The following is a 22,964-nucleotide window of genomic DNA, read 5'->3' on the forward strand; positions in this document are numbered from 1 at the left end:
TAATTTCATCAAAAAAGCCATTTTCATTTTCTTCTTTTTTAAAATAAAAATTATAAAGATCAACTTTCGGGCTAGTAGAAAAAATATAATGGGGTGTTCCAGAAGGAATCCACATGAAGCATCTTGCCGGTAAATACCAATGCTTCAAATCAGTAAAAACATGTACAATACCGCCTTCTGCATACACCAATTGCGCAGAACTATGATGATGAATCTCTGTTTTCACATTGCCTGCAAGAACGTGATATATATAAAACTCAGCATCTAATTCTTCAACGGCTCCAAAATGACTGTCATTCATAAAATAAAGATAAGAAAAAAATCAATTTGGCGCAAATGGACAAATATTTTTCTGTTTTCACAAATCACGTCTTCGCTATCACTGCGTAAATTTGCAGGATCAAAATCAATTTAGCAAAAAACATTTAATAAATTTATGAAAATGATATTTAACGCACACAGATATCACTGTATGGCGTTGTGCTTATTATTAAGCAGTTTTCTACATTCACAGATGATCGATTATCAACATCTCAGCTTACAGCAAGCGGTTGAGATCGGATTAAAGAACAATAAAAAGATTCAGATCAGTCACTTAAAAAATGAAATGTCCGAGACCAAAGAGAAAGATCTCAAAATGGAAAAACTTCCGGATATTGAATTCCACACCAGCTATAACCAGGTTTCAAATCTTTTTCAACATGAAAATGGCGTATTTGGAAAAGCAACCAAGTATGACATTATCAATGGAATGTATGATTTTACGCTTTCGGCTTCCATTCCGGTTTACATGGGTGGAAAAATTAAAAATATTGAAAAAAAAGCAGCCATTGACACTGAAATCTCTTCATTAAAGACACATTTAGACAAAAGACAGTTAACAATGGAGATCATCACCGCTTTTCTTCAGATCCATCATTTAAAAGAACAGCAAGGTTTAATCAATGATAAAATGCATGAGGATTCTGTCAATATTAAACAGGTAAAAGCTTTAAAAACAAACGGTGTTGTAACGGTAAATGAGGTCTTGAGGACTTCTCTACAACTTTCCAACCACAAAATGAGCTGGACAGAACTGGATAATGATGTACAAATTGCCGAACATAAGTTAAAAACCATTCTATCTCTTCCCGAAAACCAAGAAATGCATGTTGATACAGAAGATCTCATCTCAGAAAATGCAGAAATTCCTTACGTCAATGAATTAACGGAAACTGCTTTGCATAAAAACGAAACTGTTGAAATGGCGACCAAAAATCTTTCGTTGAAGGAATTAGATGAAAAAATTACAAAAGCTAATTATTTACCGAAAATTACAGCAGGTGGAGAATATTTTATGAAATATCCGAACATGATGTTTTTTCCTCCAGAACCTTATGCGTATCGTTTAGGAATGATTGGTGTCAATCTTACCTATCCTATCGAAAGTTTGTATAAAAACAAATACAAAATGCAGGAAGCAAAGGAAAATATTAGCCTTGCCCAATTGCAGATCGAGGAAAATGAAGAAAACATCAGACATAATGTATATGAAGCTTACAAAAAGTTTGAAGAAACCAATCAGAAAGTGAGCATCGCAGAAGAAGCAATTGATCAGGCGAAAGAAAATTACCGAATTGTACGAACGAAATACACCAACAAATTAAGCCTAATCACTGAATTAATCGATGCAGACAATGCTTATCTGGAAGCTCAATCTAATTTAATTTCAGTAAAAATAAATCGTCAACTAAAATATTACCAACTCCAATACACGATTGGAAACCTATAAAAACTATGGCACAAAAGCAATTAACACGAAAGGAAAAAAGAATCAACAAGACGATTACTTTATTAGCCTGGATTCTCATCATCACCGGAATTACCGGAATGCTAAGCTTTTATTTTTTTTCAAGAAAAAACGTGACGACCAACGATGCGCAAATCGAACAATATATAACGCCAGTTTCAAGCAAAGTTTCGGGGTTTATTCAAACTATTAAGTTTAACGAAAATCAATTTGTTCATAAAGGAGATACTTTAATTATTATCGATAATCGCGAATTTGTCAATCAGGTAAAAATGGCTGAAGCCAATCTCAATGCAAATTCTGAGAATATTAACACCATTGAAAGCGGAGTAAATACCAAAGCAAGCGACACTAAAATTATTGATGCTAAAATAGCATCTTCAAAAATAGAAATATGGAGAACTGAACAGGATTTTAAAAGATATAAAAACTTGGTTTCGGAAGACGCCGCAACCGAACAACAGTTTGAAAATGCCAAAGCTTCTTATGAGCAGGCAAAAGCAAACCTTTTAGCTTTAGAACAGCAGAAAAATGCAGTGAGAGCTAGTGTAAATGAACAGGAAACAAAAGTTGCTCCGGTAAAAAGTCAGATTCAGCAAAGCTCTGCCAATCTGAATAATGCTAAACTTTTCCTTTCCTACACCGTAGTTACGGCGCCTTACGACGGTTGGGTTGGAAAGAAAACCATTCAGGAAGGTCAGTTGATTAAAGAAGGTCAGGCTTTGGTTCAAATTGTAAGCCAAGAAAAATGGATTATTGCCAATTATAAAGAAACTCAGTTAGGAGAAATTGACCAGAATAAAGAGGTTATTATCACCGCAGATGCTTATCCGAATGCTGAATTCAAAGGAAAAATAGTTTCTGTTTCCCCAGCTTCAGGTTCGCAGTTTTCTTTAATAAAACCGGATAATGCTACAGGAAATTTCGTGAAAATCGAACAAAGATTTCCGGTGAAAATCATTCTTGAGAACAATCAGAATAACGAAAAACTACTTTCCGGAATGAATGTTCTGGTGAGCGCGAAAAAGATATAGAGTTTGAGTGTAGGAGTGTTTGAGAGTTTTAGTGTTTGAAGGTTTTAGAGTAAAAATATTCGGCTCGCAATTTTCAAATTATCTCATTTTTAAATTTTCAAATTAAAATATTTTAGCGGAAAGACAGAATCGCAATTTTGCCATCTTATCTTTACTTTTATACCTTGCTTTTTTGTCTTTTCGCATTTTTTCACTAATAATAATTTTATTTAAACTCTTTAAGCAAGTTTGTCATTCCGTAAAAATATAAGCATAGTATTCTACAGGAAAGATTGGAGCCTAGATTCCTACGGGATGACAAGCTCTGTATTATGATAAACATTGAAGGAATGACTCAACTTTAGCCCCGATTGCAACGGCATCCTTTTGTGTAGCGAAGCGAAACAAAAGATATAGTGGAAAGCGGGATTAAGCTCCTAAAAAAAATTAAACAAAATAATATAAAACACAATCGGCAATTTGCTAATAAGCTGATTCGCTTTTTAAAGAAAAATCATGCATCACAATACAGTTTATCATAAATGGGTGCCTCAATGGCTGAAATTACCGCTTTTGATTTTAGCCCTTTTTCCTCACCTGATGTTGTTGTCGCTTTTGCACTCCAACAGTGCTTTTACCTCTTCATTTATGGATGCAGATTCAGATGACATTCAATATTTGATGATTTTAATGTATGGAACTTTCGTGGTTACTCTTTTGGTAATACAGCGATTTATGGCGTATTTCAGTGTGAAATACTACACGTTGCTGATGTCTTCCGTTTCCATTCTTATTCTTTATGCTCTTTCCATTACCAACGACTATCATATTATTCTGGTCATTCGTGTCTTGGAAGGAATTTTCGGAGTTCTGGAAGGTGCCATATTCTTACCGCTGATCATTGCCGAACTGAAAACAAAACACGCCAAAGAAATTGCCTATCTTTTCATGTATACCATTATTCTCACCGGGGGAACAATTACCACTTCCCTTTTGAAGTCGAGTATTGAAGATTACGATTTTCAGCACATGATCTTAATGATGGTTTATTTTCATGTTTTTGTTTTAATTATTGCGGTGGCTATTTTCAATAAAAACAGGTTTTTTGCGAAGAAACCATTGTACCAATTGGATATTGCGAGTTGGTTTCTGCTTTGGTTGTGTCTGCAATCTGGAGCATATGCAATTATTTACGGAAAGAGATTAATGTGGTTTGAATCAAATATTATCGTAATCTGTCTTTTTATCTGCATGATTTCCGGAGGTTTATTTATGCTAAAACAAAGAAATTCGGCAAGACCCTTTTTTCATTTTGAAGTATTCAGTTCTAAAAATGTGATTGTTGGTGTCATACTTTTCTTCATCTTTTATATTTTAAGAGCAAGCATCAATAACGTTTACAATATTATGGCAACCGTTTGGAAATGGCCGTGGGATTATATTGTAGAAATTCAGTACTGGAACGTTGCAGGAACACTTTTAGGTGTTTTTCTGTCTGCACTTTGTATTACAAAAGGAGCTTCATCAAGATTGGTTTTCTTCACTGGTTTTTTAATTTTAGCAATAGATTGTGCTTGGTTTACTTATACTTTTTATCCCGATACAACGCTTCAAACGATTTGTCCGCCCTTATTTCTTCAGGGAGTCGGGCAAGGATTACTTTTCACGCCCTTGGTGTTTTTTCTCATTGCAGGAATGCCCGAACAATATGTTTCTAATGCAACGGCAGTCGGAACTTCCACAAGATTCTGGACAACCGTAATCGGATATGCATTAATGCAAAATTTGATATTATTTTTAACTTTAAAACATTCAGACACATTGAGTTCCGAATTTACCGATACCAATCCTGTTTTTTATTCACAATGGAATCAGATTTTTGGAGCAAACATATCAAAACTTCCGGTAAATGAATCCATATCTATGACAGCAGGAGCTTTTAAAGCTAAAATTAATGCACAAGCCATTTTACTTTCAAATATGGAAATTTTCACAGGATTGTTTTGGTTAGCGTTAATTACAGCATTTGTGGTTTTACTGTATCATCCTGTAAAAATTGCAGTGAGAAATATTCTGTGATTTTTAGGCAGAAGTTTTGCTATAATTCCTGAAATTTGATTTATGGAAATTCAGGAAGTCGTATCACAGCAGAAAGCATTTTTTAAAACACAGCAAACGAAAAATATCAGGTTCAGAAAAATGTATCTTGAAAAACTTCGGGATGTGATTTTACAAAATGAAAATCTTTTATATGAAGCAATTTACAAAGATTTCGGAAAGTCTAAATTTGATACGTTTACCACAGAAATTTCCTTTATTTTAAATGATATTAAGTATTATTTAAAGAATTTAAAATCACTTTCAAAACCTAAAAAAGTAAGAACAAATCTTGCTAATCAATTCGGAAAAAGCAGAATTTATAGTGAGCCTTTAGGAAATATTTTGGTTATTGGAGCCTGGAATTATCCTTATCAGCTTTCATTATCTCCAATTGTAGCAGCTTTAGCAGCCGGAAACTGCTGTATTTTAAAACCCAGCGAAATTGCCGAAAATACCATGAAAGTGATGGCAAAAATCATCAATGAAAATTTTCCACCAGAATATTTATACGTTTATGAAGGCGGAATTGACGAAACCACAGAACTTTTGAAACTTAAATTCGAAAAAATATTCTTCACAGGAAGTACAAAAATCGGGAATATCGTTTACAAAGCAGCCGCAGAAAATTTAACTCCGGTTGTTTTAGAATTGGGAGGAAAATCTCCTGCAATCATTACCAAAGATGCCAATCTTGAAGTGGCTGCTAAAAGAATTGTTTGGGGAAAATTTTTAAATGCCGGACAAACCTGCGTCGCACCGGATTATTTATTGGTCGAAGAATCTGTACAGGAACAGTTTTTAGAAATGTTGAGGAAAAATATTCAGCAATTTAAATATGAACCTCAATCTGAACATTACACTAAAATCATTAATCAAAAGAATTTTCAACGATTAATAAAGCTCATTGATAAGGATAAAATTTACTTTGGAGGAAATTCTGATGAAGAAAAACGATACATAGAACCCACAATCTTAACAAAGATTAATTGGAAAGATGAAGTAATGCAGGAAGAGATTTTCGGTCCTATTTTACCTGTAATTTCTTTTACTAATTTTAATTTAATCTTAAATGAAATTATAGAACTCGAAAAACCTTTGGCTGCTTATTTATTCACGAATAATTCTGAAGAAAAAGAAAGCTTTACCAATAAACTTTCCTTTGGCGGAGGTTGTATCAATGATGTGATCATGCATTTAGGAAATGAAAACCTTCCGTTTGGTGGCGTTGGAAATTCCGGAATTGGAAATTACCATGGGAAATTTGGTTTCGAAACCTTTTCACATCAAAAAGGAGTTTTAGAAAGAGCAACCTGGGGTGAACCCAACATAAAATATCCGCCCTATTCTGAAAAAAAACTAAGCTGGATTAAAAGATTTCTGTAAATAAAAAAACCGAGAAAATTTCTCGGTTTTACTTTTTATGATTTCGGAGCCCATTGATTGAAAAATGCTTTCGTTTTTTCTAAACTGTAGCCTTTTCCTTCTTCCAAAACATCACTTTGCTGTACATGAATCATCTTTCCATTTTTATCTAAAACAATAAAAACCGGATAACCGAATTTGTCTCCCGGATTTCCATACTGACTAAAAACTTTTTCATTTTTGTTTTCTGGAGAGTAATTTAGATGATAATAAAGATAATTTTCATCAACCATTTTCTTTAATTCAGGAGTTGTTTGTACATATTGGTTGAATCTCAAACACCAAATACACCAGTTTCCTCCCGCCTGAATCATAATATTCTTTCCTTCTTTCTGAGCCTGAGCGATAAGCTTATTAATATCTGCCTGAGCGTCAGCTTTAGCATCATAAGGTTTTGGCATTTTAGCCTTTTCTTCTGCCGCAGCTTTTTTCTTCGCTTCCAGTTCTGCTGCATCACTTTTTACCAACAAAGCCTTATCATTTGAATTTTTTGCTTTTATTGGTTTATCAATCTTTTGAGCCCAAGCCAATGTGCTTAAAGCCAAAAGAGCTACTAACGACATTTTTTTCATACTATAAAAATAAAAAAATAATAGTTATTAGCTGCAAAAATGAAACCATATTTTTTTTATCACTAAATTTGCATACTTTATGAATTTCCTGATAAAAATACTTTACCTGATTTCTAAGATACCGCTTAAAATATTATATATTTTTTCGGACATCATCTTTTTTTTAAATTTCTATTTTATAGGCTACAGAAAGAAAATTATTACTCAGAATTTAAAAAATTCTTTTCCTGAAAAAACAGAAAAAGAGATCAAAGCCATCAGAAAGAAATTTTACTTAAATTTTTCAGATTATTTGGCTGAGACCATAAAATCATTCAGTATTTCTGAAAAAGAGACCCGTGTTCGAATGCAATATCTCAATCAACATTTATTTCATGAGGCTAAAGCTGAGGGGAAAAACATTATTCTTATGGCGGGCCATGTATTTAATTGGGAATGGATGAATGCATGCACTCCAATTGCTCCACAAAAGCATTCTCACCCAGTTTACAGAAAAGTAAACAGCAGTTTTTGGGAAGATCAGATGAAAAAAGTGAGAAGTAAATTTGGAAATGAACCCTTGGAAGCGAATGAAGTCATTCTAAATATTTTCAGAAGCAAAAATGATGGAGACACTCTTTATCTTTTTGTTGCAGATCAAACACCACACGTTGCTCATGTAAATTACGGTTTGAAATTCTTAAATCAGAAAACTCCTGCCTTTATTGGTTATGACAAACTGGCTACAAGAATGGATCTTATTTTTATTTACTGTGACATGAAAAAAGTAAAAAGAGGCTTTTATCAGGTAAATTATCACAGAATTTATCCCGACGGAGAAAAATTTGTTAAGAACGAAGTGGTAAGAAAATTCCATCAGTTACTTGAAAATACAATAAGAAAAAATCCTGACAACTATCTTTGGTCGCACAGAAAATGGAAATATCAGGATTCTATTAAAACTTATGATGGCGAATAAATGACAGAAAATTCTAAAAACATTGCCGTAGTTATTCTAAATTGGAACGGTAAAAATTGGCTTCAAAAATTTCTTCCGAGCGTAATTCGTTTTTCTGAAGAAGCTGAGATTTACGTTATCGATAATCATTCGACCGATGATTCTGTCGATTTTTTAAAGCAAAACTTTCCTACCGTAAAAATTGTAATTAATGATAAAAATTACGGTTTTGCTGGTGGCTATAATGAAGGTTTAAAAAATATAAAGGCAGAATATTACTGTCTTCTGAATTCTGATGTAGAAGTGACAGAGAATTGGATCAAACCTGTTTTAAATTTATTTAAAACTGATGCGTCAATTTCTGCGATTCAGCCTAAAATTTTATCATTTAATAATAAAAATTATTTTGAATTTGCTGGAGCAGCGGGTGGTTTGATTGATAATTTGGGTTATCCGTATTGCAGAGGAAGAGTTTTTGATGATGTGGAAGAAGATAAAGGGCAATATAATGACGAAACTGAAATTTTTTGGGCTTCGGGATGTTGTTTTTTCATCAAATCAAAAGATTTTTGGGAACAGGATGGTTTTGATGAAAGATTTTTTGCCCACCAGGAAGAAATTGATCTTTGCTGGAGATTAATCAATTCAGGAAAAAAAATATTTTACACCGGAAAATCTGAAGTTTATCATGTTGGCGGTGGAACTTTAAACAAGCAAAGTGCTCAGAAAACATATTTAAATATCAGAAATAATCTTTCCATGATGCTTAAAAATTTACCTTTTCCAAAGTTGATTTGGTTAATATTTTTCAGATTGTGTTTAGACGGAATTGCATCGTTATACTTTGCTTACAAAAACGGATTTTCACATCTTTGGGCAGTTGCAAGAGGGCATTTCGGGTTTTATGCTCAACTTCCCGAGACAATTAAACGTCGACAAAAAAATCAGAAAACAGAATATTACCAAACAAAGTGGCTCATTTTTAAGCATTTTTTAGGAGGCAAAAAATAATATCATCATCATTAATCAATCATTACCTATCATTAATAATTTATGGACTTCTGCGCATTAGATTTTGAAACCGCTACTCACGAAAAAAATTCTGCCTGTGAATTAGGAATCTGTATTGTTCAGGATTCTAAAATTGTGGAAACTAAAACGTGGCTGATAAAACCACCAAGTTTCCCTTATTTTCACCAGAGAAATATCGATGTACACGGGATTTTACCCAGTGATGTAAAAGATGCGCCGAGATTTGATGAAATTTGGTATGAAGTACAGGAAATGATGTACGGTACTTTAATGATTGCCCACAATGCAAGTTTCGATGCCGGTGTTTTAAGAGGTTGCCTTGATTATTACGGAATGTTTACTCCAAAAATGAATTATCTCTGTAGTATTCAGTTAGCTAAAAAATCTTGGAATTACCTTCCAAAATATGGCTTAAAGCATCTTGCAGAATATCATGATATCCAGTTTAAACATCACAGAGCCGGAGATGATGCTGAAGTTTGTGCTAGAATATCACTTTTAGCTTTCGAAAAGCTTTTTCTCACCAGCAATGATGAAGTTTCAGATTTTATGAAACTGAAGATAAAGGCGCTTTAATCTGTATATTTTACTCAATAATTCTCTTATTTAAAATTAATTTTAGATTTAATTAATTGCTTAAAACTTCAGATAAAAGACTAAATTTTGGAATATCAATTTCAAACTGCTCTTTTGTATCTGAGTTTTCAACTAGATATTTTCCGCTCATATTTCCTACGCCTGAACGTAGCATAACATTCGAAAAATAAGCAAAGTTGTCTCCGATTTCCACATCCGGAGTCAACCCGATTACACCATCACCGACAACTTCTGTAAACCCGAATCCTACATCAAAAATAAGCCATTTTCTCTTTAGGACTTTAATTGGGAAATCACCATCGTTTTCGATTACGATGTTATACTTAAAAACGTAACGGTTTTCTGAAGGATAAGAGTTCTTACTATCATATTCAGGATCTACCGAAACTTTGATATTAGAAGTAATTTTAGAAAACATTTCATTCAATTTAAAATATTAGATACAAAAATCTCGCCTTTTTCAAGGCGAGATTGTAGATATATATCTATTTACAAAAATATTATAATCCTAAGCCTTTTCTTTCGTCTCCACCCAATAGAATTTCTACAGGATTGTCGATCCCTTCTTTTACCGCAACAAGGAATCCTACAGATTCTTTACCGTCGATAATTCTGTGGTCATAAGACATTGCAACATACATCATTGGTCTGATTACAACTTGTCCGTCAACCGCAACCGGTCTTTGGATAATGTTGTGCATTCCTAAGATCGCAGATTGTGGCGGGTTGATAATTGGCGTAGACAACATAGATCCGAAAGTACCACCATTTGTAATAGTGAACGTACCACCAGTCATTTCGTCAACAGTAATTTTACCGTCTCTTACTTTGATAGCCAAATCTTTGATGTTTGCTTCAACACTGCTGAAAGACATATTCTCTGCATTTCTCAATACCGGAACCATCAATCCTTTAGGACCTGAAACCGCAATTGAAATATCGCAGAAATCATAGTTGATTTTAAAATCTCCATCGATAGATGCATTTACATCAGGATACATTTGTAATGCTCTTGTAACCGCTTTTGTGAAGAAAGACATAAAACCAAGTCCTACTCCGTGTTTTTGAGCAAATTCTTCTTTATATTGCTTTCTTAATCTGAAAATCTCAGACATATCAACTTCGTTGAAAGTCGTCAACATTGCAGTTTCGTTCTTTACAGAAACTAATCTCTGAGCGATTTTTCTTCTAAGAACTGAAAGTTTAGTTGTTGTTGTAGATCTCGCTCCTGTAGCTGTTAAAGAGCTTCCTCCCATTGCTGGAACAGCAGCCAATTCAGCATCAGATTTAGAGATTCTTCCATCTCTTCCAGAACCTGAAACCTGAGCGGCATCGATTCCTTTTTCGTCAAGAATTTTCTTAGCAGCCGGAGAAGGAGTTCCTGTAGCATAAGACTGAGCAGCAACCGGAGCTGGTTTTGGAGCTTCAGCTTTTGCAGGCTCAGCAGCTTTAGGTGCTTCTTCCTGTTTTGGAGCGTCAGCAGCAGCACCTTCTGGCTTAGCCGCAGCCATATCAATTAAACAAACAACCTGACCTACTTGTACCACTTCACCTTCTTCTGCTTTTAAAGTAATAATACCACTTTCTTCTGCAGGTAATTCTAAAGTTGCCTTGTCTGAATCTACTTCAGCGATTGGTTGATCTTTTTGTACGTAATCACCATCTTTTACAAGCCAAGTTGCAATTTCAACTTCTGTAATTGATTCTCCCGGTGAAGGAACTTTCATTTCTAAAATTGACATATCGTATTTTTTATTTTTTTAATTGATATTTATTAAGACTTTGAGAAAAATAGATAAAAGATGAAAGAAAAATTTCTAACCTCTAATTTCTAACTTCTATTTTTAATTAAGCTGTTACTGGTCTTTTTGCCGGAGCATCGTCTCTGTCGAATACTCTGTTGATTACAGTATTTTGATTTTTTTCAAACATTTTGTGACTTCCCGGAGCCGGAGCACCACTTGGTACCGGAGAAACAACCTGAATTCCTGTATCTCTGAAGTTTCTTAAGATATAAGACCAAGCTCCCATGTTTTCTGGTTCTTCCTGAGCCCAAACGATTGATTTTTTGTTTTCATATTTAGCAAATACAGCTTCAATAGCGTCATTTTGAAGCGGATATAACTGCTCAAATCTTACCAAAGCAACATTTTCACAATTCAATTCTTCTTTTTTAGCTAATAATTCGAAGTATAATTTACCTGAACACAATACTAATTTTTCAATTTTTGCTGGGTCTGCCGTAGGATCATCTAAGATTGGTTGGAATCCTTTGTTTGAGAAATCTTCAAGCGGAGAAACCACTTTTGGATGTCTTAATAAAGATTTCGGACTCATCACGATCAATGGCTTTCTGAATGCCCATTTCAACTGTCTTCTTAATAAGTGGAAGTAGTTTGCTGGAGAAGTAATATTCGCCACAACCATATTTTCGTTAGCACAAAGTGTAAGGAATCTTTCCAATCTTGCTGAAGAGTGTTCTGCACCCTGTCCTTCTGAACCGTGAGGTAACAACATTACCAAACCGTCCTGAATTTTCCATTTTTCTTCTGCTGCAGCCAAATATTGGTCAACAATAATCTGAGCTCCGTTTACGAAATCTCCAAACTGAGCTTCCCAAATCGTCAAAGTATTAGGTGATGCCATTGCATAACCATAATCGAATCCTAAAACTCCGTATTCTGAAAGGTGAGAGTTGAATACATCAAATCTGCTTTCTGAAACTTCTTTTAAAGGAATATATTCTTCTTCTGTATCTTCAGTTTTTACAACAGCGTGTCTGTGAGAGAAAGTTCCTCTCTCTACATCTTCTCCAGAAATTCTTACGTTGTGACCTTCTACAAGAAGTGTAGCATAAGCCAACCATTCTCCAAGAGCCCAATCTAAAGAGTTTGCCTCAATAGCTTTGATTCTGTTATCAAACAGTCTTGTAATTTTGTTGATGAATTTTTTATCAGCAGGAAGCGTTGACATTTTAATTGCCAATTCTTTTAGCTTAGCTAAATCATATTTTGTATCAACAGCATCTTGTACAGCTCCTCTTTTTGCAATCGGGAAATTAGTCCAGTCATCTGCCATGAAAATATCCATCACATTCTTTTCGATTTCCTTAGAAGCATCAAAGTCTTTATCTAAAAGCGCTTTGAATTCTGTTTCCATTTTTGCAATTACATCATTTGATGTAACGTTATCTTTCAACAATTTATCTTTATAAATCTCTCTTGGATTCTGATGTTTTGAGATTAATTTATACAAATTAGGTTGTGTAAATCTTGGCTCATCACCTTCGTTATGACCATATTTTCTGTATCCTAATAAATCGATATAAACATCTTTACCAAATTTAGCTCTGAAGTCAGCAGCAAAATGAATAGCATGAACAACCGCTTCTGCATCATCAGCATTAACGTGCATTACAGGAGATTCTGTAACTTTCGCAACATCTGTACAATAGGTAGAAGATCTAGCATCCATATAATTTGTTGTAAATGAAACCTGGTTATTTACAACAATATGAACGGTTCCTCCCGTTTTGTAACCTTCCAAAGTCATCATCTGAGCAACTTCGTAAGCAATACCTTGTCCTGCAATTGCACCATCACCATGAATGATGATTGGTAAAACTTTAGAGTAATCTTTATACTTATCGTCTACTTTTGCACGGCAAATACCTTCAACTAAAGCTGCTACAGTCTCTAAGTGAGATGGGTTTGGCGTTAAGTTGATAGCCACTTCTTCTCCAGAAGCAGTTTTTATTTTTTTAGATGAACCTAAGTGATATTTTACGTCACCTGAGAATACATCTTCTTCAAATTCTTTCCCTTCAAACTCTGAGAAAATCTGCTTGTAAGATTTCCCGAAAATATTTGTCAGAACATTTAATCTTCCTCTGTGAGCCATCCCTAAAACAACCTCATCTACTCCTAGCTGAGAAGATCTTGAAATCAACTGATCCAAAGCGGGGATTAAAGTTTCGCCCCCTTCTAATGAGAATCTTTTTTGACCAACAAATTTTGTATGAAGATAATTTTCAAACGCAACCGCCTGATTTAATTTTAATAAGATCTCGGTTTTTTCGTTTGCAGAAAGAATTGGGTGGTTTTCGTTTACCTGAAGCCACTGCTTGATAAAGTCTTTCTCCTGAACATTGTTGATGTGCATATATTCCACACCAATAGAATCACAGTAGATGCTTTGTAAGTGAGCTATCAAATCCTGTAAAGTTGCAGGACCTTTCATTCCTGTTTCTACAGCACAATTGAATTTTGTATTTAAATCTGATTGATTAAGACCAAAATTTTCAATATCCAAAGTGGGTGTATAATGTCTTCTTTCACGTACAGGGTTTGTTTTTGTAAACAAGTGCCCTCTCGTTCTGTAAGCTTCAATAAGGTTTACCACCTTAAATTCTTTTTTGATATGCTCTGGTACTTCACCGTTTGAAGCAGCCTGAGAAATTTGCTGCACAGCAGGAGAAGATTTTACCAAATTTTGTACATACTGGATGCTTTCGTCATCACTGTAGTTCTCAATCGCAAAATCAAAGCCTTGAAAAAAGGCTTTCCATGATGGTTCTAAAGAGTCAGGGAATTTTAAGTATTGTTGGTATAAATCCTCAATTAACTGAGAATGAGCTGCGTTTAGGAATGAAAATCTGTCCATTATTACAGTTTATCTATTATTAAATTTTGTTTAACGTATTAATCCTCAAATTTAATAAAAAAAACCGAGTTGGGATGACCTCAAAACCTTAAAAAAAATATAAAAAAGATAATTGGGAAAAAATCATCTATAAACAGAGAGAGAAAGTTTCAGATTAACATCCTGACCATCTACAGGTGGCTCTATAAAAGTCTGATAAACATCACCATAACGCATTTCATCTTTCTTTGCTTTTTGTATAAGCTGCTGAATTGCTTTTATTCTTCCCGGATAAGAACCTTTGTAATACATTACATAATTTTCTGTAGGGCTTATAGATCTGAAATTAAAATTATTATCGGTAACTCCTATTTTTTTTGATAAAGGAATTCCGAAAAAATAAGAAACCTCGTTATCTTTAAAATTATCGGCATCGGTAATAAGAACCGGATACCCTACCTCATCATTTTTTTTGCCTAGATCCATCGTCACAAAATTATTGACCTTGTTATAATTCATGACAATATTTTTATACAAAGCATCTTTCTTATTAGAAGTACTTACATTGATACCCAAAATCATTTTAGCCTCTTCTTTTTCCACCATCAGACTGTCATATTTTATGGCAGCCAACTGATTGTCTTTTTCTACCTTATTGCCTAAAACATTTTTCAAATTAAGCATGCTTTTCTCAATATTATCTGCAAATTTATCTTCCGTCCAAAAATTCTGAGCCCTTGATAAAACCGATAATTTTGGAGTATGTACATACCATGTAATTTTTGTTTTTTCCGCTGAAACTGCTGTAAATTTTACATCGATCAAAGTAGGATTTTCATCTTCATCTTCGAAAAGCTGATATCTCAAGGTTTTATTTGGATTTTCGTAGCGGATAAACATTTCGCCGCCATCTTTACTCTTAGGGTCATCATAACTGATAGCACTTCCTTTTCCTTCGTAAGGCGAATAATAATCAATGGTGATCGTTTTTGAGCTGGAAAAGAAATTATTCCAACGTGTAAAATTCTGCAAATTATTAAACTGATTAAAAACCTTTTCTAAAGGATAGTCTACCTCTTTTTCTATGGTAAATTCTTTACTTTCATCCACAAAATAGTACATAGAAGCTGCATAAGCTCCCACCAACAATACTACAATAACCGCTATAATTTTGAAAAAACGCATCATACAAAAGTAATACAAATAAAAAAAGTGACCAATATCTTTGGTCACTCTTGCTTTTTATTTTTGATGGGTGATGGAGGTTTGATGTTGAATATTTGATATTCGACTGGGAAATTTTGAATCAAAAACTAAACTTGAAAGTTATTAGCTCTCAAAACACCCAGCTTCCAACATCAAACTTCCAGCTACTTACCCAATGTGTGTTCCCGGTTTTAGAACTGCGCCTTTTTTCACGACAACAATTCCGTCTTGTACTGAATGGGTTCCGTAATCACCGTCCTGAAGATGTTTACCACCAATAATCCTTACATTATCACCAATAAAACAGTTTTTATCTAAAATCGCCTTCTCAATGTAGCAGTATTTCCCGATTCCCATGTTGGGTAAACCTTTTCGGTCGTTATTGACAATTTCTGTGGTATTTTGATAAAAATCGGCTCCCATAATATAGGAATTTACAATCGTGCTGCCTTTATCAACTCTTGTACGGTTTCCAATAACAGAATTTTCAATTTTATCTGCCATAATAATACATCCGTCTCCGAAAACTGCCTTGCTTACATACGAACCGTTCACTTTTGATGGCGGAAGCATTCTTGCACGTGTAAAAATTGGTGCTGATGAAAAAAGATTGAACTGGGGAAAATCATGACAAAGATCTAAGTTAGCTTCGTAGAAAGATTCAATCGTTCCAATATCAGTCCAATAACCTTCATATTGATAACTAAGCGTTGTATATTTTCCGATAGAATTTGGGATAATATCTTTTCCAAAATCATCTCCAGCTCCCTCATCAAACATTTTCTTTAAAATTGTTTTAGAAAAAATATAAATTCCCATCGAAGCTAAAAACTCTTTTCCTTTCGCTTTATTTTCTTCTGAAACTTCAGATTGTAGACCTTCAAGCTCATCAAATCCGGGCTTTTCAACAAATGAAGTAATGTTTCCATCATCATCAGATCTTAAGATCCCAAAACCCGTTGCATCTTTTGCGTTTACAGGAATGGTTGCGATCGTAACATCACCTCCGTTATCGATATGGAAATCGAGCATCTCGTTAAAATCCATTTGATACAGCTGGTCACCTGAAAGAATAAGAATATACTCATAATCGTACTTTTCAAGATGCTTCATCGATTGGCGAACCGCATCTGCAGTTCCTTGAAACCAACTGTCACTGTCAACGTTCTGCTCCGCCGCCAAAATATCTACAAAACCCTGACTGAAAATATCAAAGTGATAAGAATTTTTAATGTGCGAGTTAAGAGAAGCCGAATTAAACTGAGTCAAAACCAGGATCTTATTTAGTCCTGAATTCAAACAATTCGAGATCGGAATATCTACCAATCTGTATTTTCCTGCAATTGGAACAGCGGGTTTAGACCTTGTATAGGTCAATGGAAAAAGCCTTGTTCCTCTACCTCCTCCCAACACAATAGAAATAACGTTGTGTTTCATAAATATCTGCGTTTTTTTAATTTTTATATAATGTTAAATATTTTTCAGCTGATTTTTCCCAGGCAAAGTCAAATTTCATATTAGACAAGACCAATTCATCCATTTGTGTTCTGTTTTTGTAAATATTCACACCACGACTCATCGCGTGAATAATATCGTCAACTCCGGGATAGGTAAAATTTAAGCCGGAACCTCCGGTTGTAATATCTTTCACAGTATCTCTCAATCCTCCTGTATAACTCACGACGGGAACAGTTCCGTAACGCATTGCATACATCTGATTGAGACCGCAAGGTTCAACTCTTGAAGGCATCAACAAAAAATCTGCCGAAGCGTAAATTTTATGAGAAAGATGCTCTTTATATCCAATATCTGTCGCAAAATTTGAATAAACCGAATCTAATTCTTTCAACTGCTGTTCTATGTAAGCATTTCCTGAGCCGAGAACAATAATATTCAAACCTCCAAAACTCTGCTTAATGCTTCGCCAAATTAAATCCGGAAGCAGATCTGCGCCTTTTTCAGTAGCAAATCTTCCGATAAAAGCAAACAAAGGAAGTTCAGGGTTTAAACCATATTCTTTACAAAGTTTAGCCTTATTTTTCTTCTTTATTTTAAGCGCATTTTTGCTATTAAAATTAAAATCGATCATCGGATCGGTCTGAGGATCCCAAACATCAGTATCGATTCCGTTTATAATCCCATAAGCTTTGGAAAATTCTTCTCTTACCAAACTTTCAAGACCTCTGAAACTCACAAACAACTCTTCAAGATAACCTTCTGAAACAGTAGTAAAAGCGGTACAACATTTAATCATACTCGCCAAAGGATTAATAAATCCGTTCCAGTCGAGAAGCCCCCACTTGTGATGGTCAAAAGCAGGCATATAATTGACCATATCCCAACTCATTATTCCCTGATACTCTCCGTTGTGGATTGTTCCAATGGTTTTTACCCCTTTTAAAAATTCAAACTCTTCGCAATTTTCTATCATAAAAGGAACCAAACCGGTATGATAATCATGACAATGCAAAACATCGGGACGAATTTTCATCGCAGTTAACCAATGTAAAACTCCTTGCTGAAAAGCTAAGAACTGAAAACTTTCATCTTCATAACCATAAGGACTTTCACGATCAAGCAAACCGGGAATTTTCACCATAAACAATTCAAATCCCAAAACATTTGTAGTTTCTTTCATTACCTGAACCTGAAGCATATTGGAACCCTGATGAATAAAGCCATCAAAAACCACTTCAAAATCATAATCGTATACAAAATGTTTATTATACCAAGGCATCACCACTTTTGCGGTAACCTCTTTTATTTTATTTTGATATTTTGGCAAAGCACCGACCACATCTGCAAGTCCGCCAACTTTTGCTACGGGATAACATTCTGTACTGAGGTGAAATATTGTCATTTTTTATGTTGTTTGATCCTATTTAATTTATACTTTTTATCTTTTCTCGGTCTTAAAATAATTCCGGAAAGTGCAGGAAGATTCAGGCTTATTGATCTTGGGCGATTCATCCATTCATCATGATCTTCTCTGAAAATATTCGCTTCAACTCCGCTTCCACTGTATTTTTCATCATCAGAATTCAAAACTACTTCCCAGTGTGTTCCTAAATTTACGCCAACTTTATAATCTAAAACATTTGGAGTGAGATTTAAGATCACCATAAAAACATCATCCCGTCTTTTTCCTTTCCTTAAATAAATATAGACAGAATTTTCCTGATCATTGGCTTCAACCCATTCAAAACCATTTTGATTGAATTGATTTTCAAAAAGCGCAGTTTCGTTCTTATAAAGATGATTCAAATCTTTTACTAAAGTCTGCAAACCTTTATGAACAGGATATTCCAACAAATGCCAATCTAAGCTCTGTTTAAAATTCCATTCACTGGTTTGCCCGAATTCATCACCCATGAACAATAATTTTGCTCCGGGATGCGTAAACATATAAACATACAAAGCTCTGAGATTAGCAAATTTCTGCCATTCATCACCCTTCATTTTATAGATCAAACTGGCTTTTCCGTGCACCACTTCATCATGAGAAAGCGGAATCATATAATTTTCATTATACATATACATCGAAGAAAAAGTCAGTTTGTGATGATGATGCTTCCTGTTTATCGGATCTTCTTTAAAATAAAATAAAGTATCGTGCATCCAACCCATCATCCATTTCATTCCGAAACCAACACCATCTTCATGTACAGGTTTTGTCAGCTTTGGAAAATCTGAACTTTCCTCAGCAATAGTCATGATATTATCTCCAAATTCTTTATAAACGGCTGTATTAAATTCCTGAAGAAAAGCTTTTGCTTCAAGATTTACATTTTCTCCAAAAATATTCGGTTCCCATTCACCTTCATTTCTCGAATAATCTAAATGAAGCATCGAAGTTACCGCATCAACCCGAAGTCCGTCTGCATGATAACGATCGAGCCAGAACACCGCATTTGAAATTAAAAAAGATTTCACTTCATTTCGTCCGTAATTAAAAATATAAGATTTCCAATCGGGATGAAAGCCTTTTCTGGGATCTTCATGTTCATATAAATAAGAACCGTCAAAACGGTGCAATCCATTTGCATCACCCGGAAAATGGGAAGGAACCCAATCTAAAATAACGCCAATATCATTTTTATGAAGTTCATTAATTAAAAACATTAGATCCTGCGGAGAACCAAAACGAGACGTCGCCGCAAAAAAACCGGTAATCTGATACCCCCAGCTCGGATCATAAGGATATTCCATCACGGGCATGAATTCTACATGAGTAAAACCCATATCCTTAATATAAGGAACCAACTTTGAGGCAATATCTCTGTAATTTAGGAATTTTTCAGGATTATTTTGGTTTCGTAGCCACGAACCTAAATGTAATTCGTAAACGGAGATCGGAGCATCTAAACTATTTTTTTGCCAACGTTTTTCCAGCCATTCCTGATCTCCCCATTCATACCAATTGGTAGAGACCATTGATGCAGCCTGGAGATTTTGTTCCCAACTTAAAGCATAAGGATCACTTTTTTCTAAGATTTCTCCCTGTACAGTTTCTATTGCATACTTGTAAAGTGTACCCAAGGAAAGTGCAGGAATAAAACCTTCCCAAATCCCGGATTGATCCCATCTCGGAAAAAGGATGTGTTCGCGGTGATTCCAGTTATTAAAATTCCCGATAACGGAAACTTTCTTGGCATTCGGAGCCCAAATCGAAAAATAAACCCCTTTTATTCCGTCTTTCTCAACAGAATGAGCACCAAACTTTTCGTAGAGTCTGTAATGTTTACCTTCTTTAAAAAGATAAACATCATGATCCGTAAAAAGGGTGTAGGTTTTTACAAAATTCATCATAATCGGTTTTGGTCTACATCATCATAAACATATATCTTTTACTGAATTACGATGACTACCAAATATATAAAATTTTCCTTTGGCAGGAGCTATTTTTAATCAATATTAAAAAGAATTCATAAAAATATTTTTTATAAATTTAAAAGTTTTAAAACCGTTAAAAACACAGAATGAAATTTACGCTCAATACGGCAGAAAAAGACAACAGACCCATTTTCATCACCGGAAATTTTAATAAATGGAATCCGAAAGATTATCATTTTCAACTTAAAATTTTGGATGAAAACACCTACAGCATTGACATTGAAGACCAATTGCTGGGTGATGATATAGAATATAAATTTACAAAAGGCGGTTGGGAAAATGTAGAACTGGATCAATATGGAAACATTACGCCCAACAGGAAGGTCAAAAAAAGATCTGCCATAACCACTGATTTTGTAGAAAAATGGAGATTCAACTGGGGACCATTTAAAGATGAGTTCTTCCCTATTGTTGAAGTCATCTCTGAAGAATTTTACATTCCGCAGCTTGACCGTTACCGAAAAGTTTGGGCACTTCTACCCTACTATTATTATATTTCAGATAAAAAATATCCTGTGCTTTATCTTCAGGATGCTCAAAATTTATTCAATGAAGGCAGTGCGTACGGAAACTGGGAGATCGACAAAAAGCTATCTATTCTTGCAGAATACGGTCGTGGAGATGTTATTGTGATCGCAGTAGAACACGGAAGCGAAGACCGGATCAAAGAATATATTTTTGATAATGATAACGTTGCCAACGGATCTGAAGGAAAAAAATACATCAGATTTGTTACAGACACTCTAAAACCTTTTATTGATGAGCATTACCGCACAAAAAAAGACCGCGAAAACACAGGAATCGGCGGAAGCTCTTTAGGCGCATTAATCAGTTTATACAGTGGTTTTCTTTATCCTGAAGTCTATTCTAAACTGCTGATTTTTTCACCTTCGCTTTGGATAGAACCTAATAATAACTTTCCGATGATGAGTTTCAGAGTTCCTTTTAAAACTAAAATCTATCTTTATGGGGGCGAACAGGAAGGGGCTAAAATGGTAAAAAGAATTCAGGTTTTTGAAAACTATTTAAAACGGTGGGAAAAGAAAAACCTTTTTGATTTTGAATTTAAAACCAATATCAATCCTGACGGTGAACACAGCGAATTTTATTGGTCACAGGAATTTCCGCGAGCCATTGAATGGCTTTTCTATAACAATACAGAAAACCCTGTTGAAGTAACACCACAACAGGAAAATATTAAAAATAAAACGATTTAAAAATGCAATTATTCAACAAAAAAAATAAACAATACGCTCAGATCTTTCAATTATTCACAGAAGAATCCTGGGCTTTAAACTCTAAAAAATTCAACAAAAATATTGCGATTCTTTTTTCAGGAAAAAAACATGAAGTTTTTATAGAAACCAGTGAAAAAACCATCACTTATTATATAGGTCTTGGAAAAGAAACTTTACAGAATTTTGAATTTCAGCAAATTGGAGTTAAATTTTCTCAGACTCAGAAAAAAAATATACAAACCGTACCTACGTTATTAATTTCTGAATTCATTAATCAAAAACAATTTGAAGAGTTCACAAAAGGATTATTATTGGGAACTTACACTTACCCATTTGATAGAACCCATCCTTTTTGGAATAGATCTTTCGAGCTTCATTTTGGGAATTTAAGCCAGAAAAAACTAGATACTATTTCTTCAAGAATAGATGCGATCTGTGAAGGACAAGTAGCTTGTCAGGATTGGCTTAATAAACCTGCCAATCTAAAAAAGCCTGAGATCTTCAATACTTATCTAAAGAATTTAGCCAAGAAAAATCAGTTGAAATACACCGTTTTTAATAGAAAAAAATGTAAAGAATTAGGTCTTGGAGCTTTCCTTTCTGTTAATCAGGGAAGTGCTTATGATGCAGCTTTTACTATTTTGGAATATAAAACAACGGAGAAAAATGCCAAAACTTTTGGACTTGTAGGAAAATGCGTTTTATTTGACACCGGAGGAATTTCCCTGAAAGCTTCAGACAATATGCACTATATGAAATCTGACATGGGAGGCGCAACCGCAGTGATTGGAGCACTAATTTACGCATCGCAAATGAAACTTCCCGTTAACATTACAGCAATTTTACCGATTACAGACAATGCAATTTCTGAAAATGCCTACTTACCAAGCGATGTCATCACGGCGTACAACGGAAAGACAATTGAAGTTTTAAATACTGATGCAGAAGGCAGAATGACTCTTGCAGATGGCTTATCTTATCTTTCAAAAAATTACAAAACGGATATTTTAATTGATCTTGCAACCCTTACAGGAAGTTCGGTAAGAATGTTTGGAGATACTTGTGGAGCTATGTTTTCTAACAATGAAGAGTTGAAAAATCTTTTAATTAAAACCGGCGATAAAACCAATCAGAGATTATGGAATCTGCCTTTATGGGATGTTTGGTTAGACGATTTTAAATCTGATGTTGCCGATTTTAAAAACATTTCAATGAAACCTCTCGGAGATTGTATTATTGCGGCAAAATTTCTGGAGCAATTCATCGGAAACCATCCCAATTGGGCACATCTCGACATTGCAGGAGTTGCATTTGGAAGTGTAGGATATGCAAAAGAAAAAGCAGCAACCGGCTTTGGAGTGCAATTACTGGCCGATTTAATCGAAAATTATCATTAAAAATTAGTTTTTTAAAATTTTTCTTCTTATACTTGATTAGCAATTTCCAAAAGCACACCGATTATCAATTTTTAATATTAAATAATCAATAATCATAAGCTTTTATTTTTTATAATTTAATAAAAAT

The 22,964-nt window shown here is 34.4% G+C and carries 18 protein-coding genes; 9 read left to right on the forward strand and 9 right to left on the reverse strand.

Annotated features, from left to right (window positions below):
• On the reverse strand, positions 1-301 hold a 301-nt coding region (locus tag AB671_RS18980), incomplete at its 3' end, for an AraC family ligand binding domain-containing protein (RefSeq protein WP_185116242.1).
• 135 nt (positions 302-436) lie between these two features.
• Here AB671_RS18980 and AB671_RS18985 point away from each other — a divergent pair.
• The 4 genes from AB671_RS18985 to AB671_RS19000 all read left to right on the forward strand — a co-directional run bounded on the left by AB671_RS18985 (position 437) and on the right by AB671_RS19000 (position 6,285).
• Positions 437-1,771 carry a TolC family protein gene (locus AB671_RS18985; RefSeq protein WP_228390904.1) on the forward strand — a complete coding sequence of 445 codons (1,335 nt, stop codon included), beginning with the start codon at positions 437-439 and terminating at the stop codon, positions 1,769-1,771.
• Between the two features lie 5 nt (positions 1,772-1,776).
• The gene (locus AB671_RS18990) at positions 1,777-2,823 is read left to right on the forward strand and encodes an HlyD family secretion protein (RefSeq protein WP_066676906.1); all 1,047 of its coding nucleotides are present in this window, start codon (positions 1,777-1,779) and stop codon (positions 2,821-2,823) included.
• Between the two features lie 495 nt (positions 2,824-3,318).
• On the forward strand, positions 3,319-4,881 hold the full coding sequence (locus tag AB671_RS18995; protein ID WP_066676908.1) for a hypothetical protein: 1,563 nt from the start codon (positions 3,319-3,321) through the stop codon (positions 4,879-4,881).
• Between the two features lie 42 nt (positions 4,882-4,923).
• Positions 4,924-6,285, forward strand: a complete 1,362-nt coding sequence (locus tag AB671_RS19000; RefSeq protein ID WP_066676910.1) for an aldehyde dehydrogenase — start codon at positions 4,924-4,926, stop codon at positions 6,283-6,285.
• A 35-nt stretch (positions 6,286-6,320) separates the two neighbouring features.
• On the opposite strand, the gene AB671_RS19005 is transcribed toward AB671_RS19000, so the two are convergent.
• Positions 6,321-6,896, reverse strand: a complete 576-nt coding sequence (locus AB671_RS19005; protein ID WP_066676912.1) for a thioredoxin family protein — start codon at positions 6,894-6,896, stop codon at positions 6,321-6,323.
• A 79-nt stretch (positions 6,897-6,975) separates the two neighbouring features.
• Here AB671_RS19005 and AB671_RS19010 point away from each other — a divergent pair, with 79 nt between their 5' ends.
• Genes AB671_RS19010 through AB671_RS19020 form a run of 3 tightly spaced genes read left to right on the forward strand, consistent with a single transcriptional unit; the run spans position 6,976 to position 9,441 of the window.
• A complete protein-coding gene (locus AB671_RS19010; protein WP_066676914.1) occupies positions 6,976-7,854 on the forward strand; it encodes a lysophospholipid acyltransferase family protein in 879 nt (292 codons plus the stop codon).
• Entirely contained in the window at positions 7,855-8,844 is a 990-nt protein-coding gene (locus tag AB671_RS19015) for a glycosyltransferase family 2 protein (RefSeq protein ID WP_066676916.1), read from the forward strand.
• A 42-nt stretch (positions 8,845-8,886) separates the two neighbouring features.
• Entirely contained in the window at positions 8,887-9,441 is a 555-nt protein-coding gene (locus tag AB671_RS19020; RefSeq protein ID WP_066676918.1) for a 3'-5' exonuclease, read from the forward strand.
• A gap of 52 nt (positions 9,442-9,493) precedes the next feature.
• Here the strand turns inward: AB671_RS19020 and apaG are convergent, their stop codons facing one another.
• The 7 genes from apaG to glgB all read right to left on the reverse strand — a co-directional run bounded on the left by apaG (position 9,494) and on the right by glgB (position 20,115).
• A complete protein-coding gene (gene apaG / locus AB671_RS19025; protein ID WP_066676920.1) occupies positions 9,494-9,880 on the reverse strand; it encodes a Co2+/Mg2+ efflux protein ApaG in 387 nt (128 codons plus the stop codon).
• A gap of 82 nt (positions 9,881-9,962) precedes the next feature.
• Positions 9,963-11,204 (reverse strand): 2-oxoglutarate dehydrogenase complex dihydrolipoyllysine-residue succinyltransferase, encoded by a 1,242-nt coding sequence (odhB, locus tag AB671_RS19030; RefSeq protein ID WP_066676922.1) that lies wholly within the window; start codon positions 11,202-11,204, stop codon positions 9,963-9,965.
• Positions 11,205-11,310: 106 nt separating this feature from the next.
• Positions 11,311-14,124 (reverse strand): 2-oxoglutarate dehydrogenase E1 component, encoded by a 2,814-nt coding sequence (locus tag AB671_RS19035; RefSeq protein ID WP_066676924.1) that lies wholly within the window; start codon positions 14,122-14,124, stop codon positions 11,311-11,313.
• Positions 14,125-14,247: 123 nt separating this feature from the next.
• Complete coding sequence (locus AB671_RS19040) at positions 14,248-15,291, reverse strand: SRPBCC domain-containing protein (protein ID WP_228390905.1); 1,044 nt, start codon at positions 15,289-15,291, stop codon at positions 14,248-14,250.
• Positions 15,292-15,477: 186 nt separating this feature from the next.
• Positions 15,478-16,746, reverse strand: coding sequence for a glucose-1-phosphate adenylyltransferase (locus AB671_RS19045; protein WP_066676927.1), 1,269 nt, complete (start codon positions 16,744-16,746; stop codon positions 15,478-15,480).
• A gap of 16 nt (positions 16,747-16,762) precedes the next feature.
• Positions 16,763-18,169, reverse strand: coding sequence for a glycogen synthase (locus tag AB671_RS19050; RefSeq protein ID WP_066676928.1), 1,407 nt, complete (start codon positions 18,167-18,169; stop codon positions 16,763-16,765).
• Positions 18,166-20,115: a 1,4-alpha-glucan branching protein GlgB gene (glgB, locus tag AB671_RS19055; protein WP_066676957.1), complete on the reverse strand. Its 1,950-nt coding sequence runs from the start codon at positions 20,113-20,115 to the stop codon at positions 18,166-18,168. Before glgB ends, AB671_RS19050 begins: the two co-directional genes overlap by 4 nt.
• Before the next feature lie 173 nt (positions 20,116-20,288).
• Here glgB and AB671_RS19060 point away from each other — a divergent pair, with 173 nt between their 5' ends.
• Together AB671_RS19060 and AB671_RS19065 are read left to right on the forward strand one after the other, a co-directional pair.
• Positions 20,289-21,419 carry an alpha/beta hydrolase gene (locus AB671_RS19060; protein ID WP_066676930.1) on the forward strand — a complete coding sequence of 377 codons (1,131 nt, stop codon included), beginning with the start codon at positions 20,289-20,291 and terminating at the stop codon, positions 21,417-21,419.
• Between the two features lie 2 nt (positions 21,420-21,421).
• Positions 21,422-22,837 carry a leucyl aminopeptidase family protein gene (locus tag AB671_RS19065; RefSeq protein WP_066676931.1) on the forward strand — a complete coding sequence of 472 codons (1,416 nt, stop codon included), beginning with the start codon at positions 21,422-21,424 and terminating at the stop codon, positions 22,835-22,837.
• Positions 22,838-22,964: the final 127 nt, after the last annotated feature.

It is taken from the genome of Chryseobacterium sp. BGARF1 (genome assembly GCF_001677955.1).
Classification (GTDB): Bacteria; Bacteroidota; Bacteroidia; order Flavobacteriales; family Weeksellaceae; genus Chryseobacterium.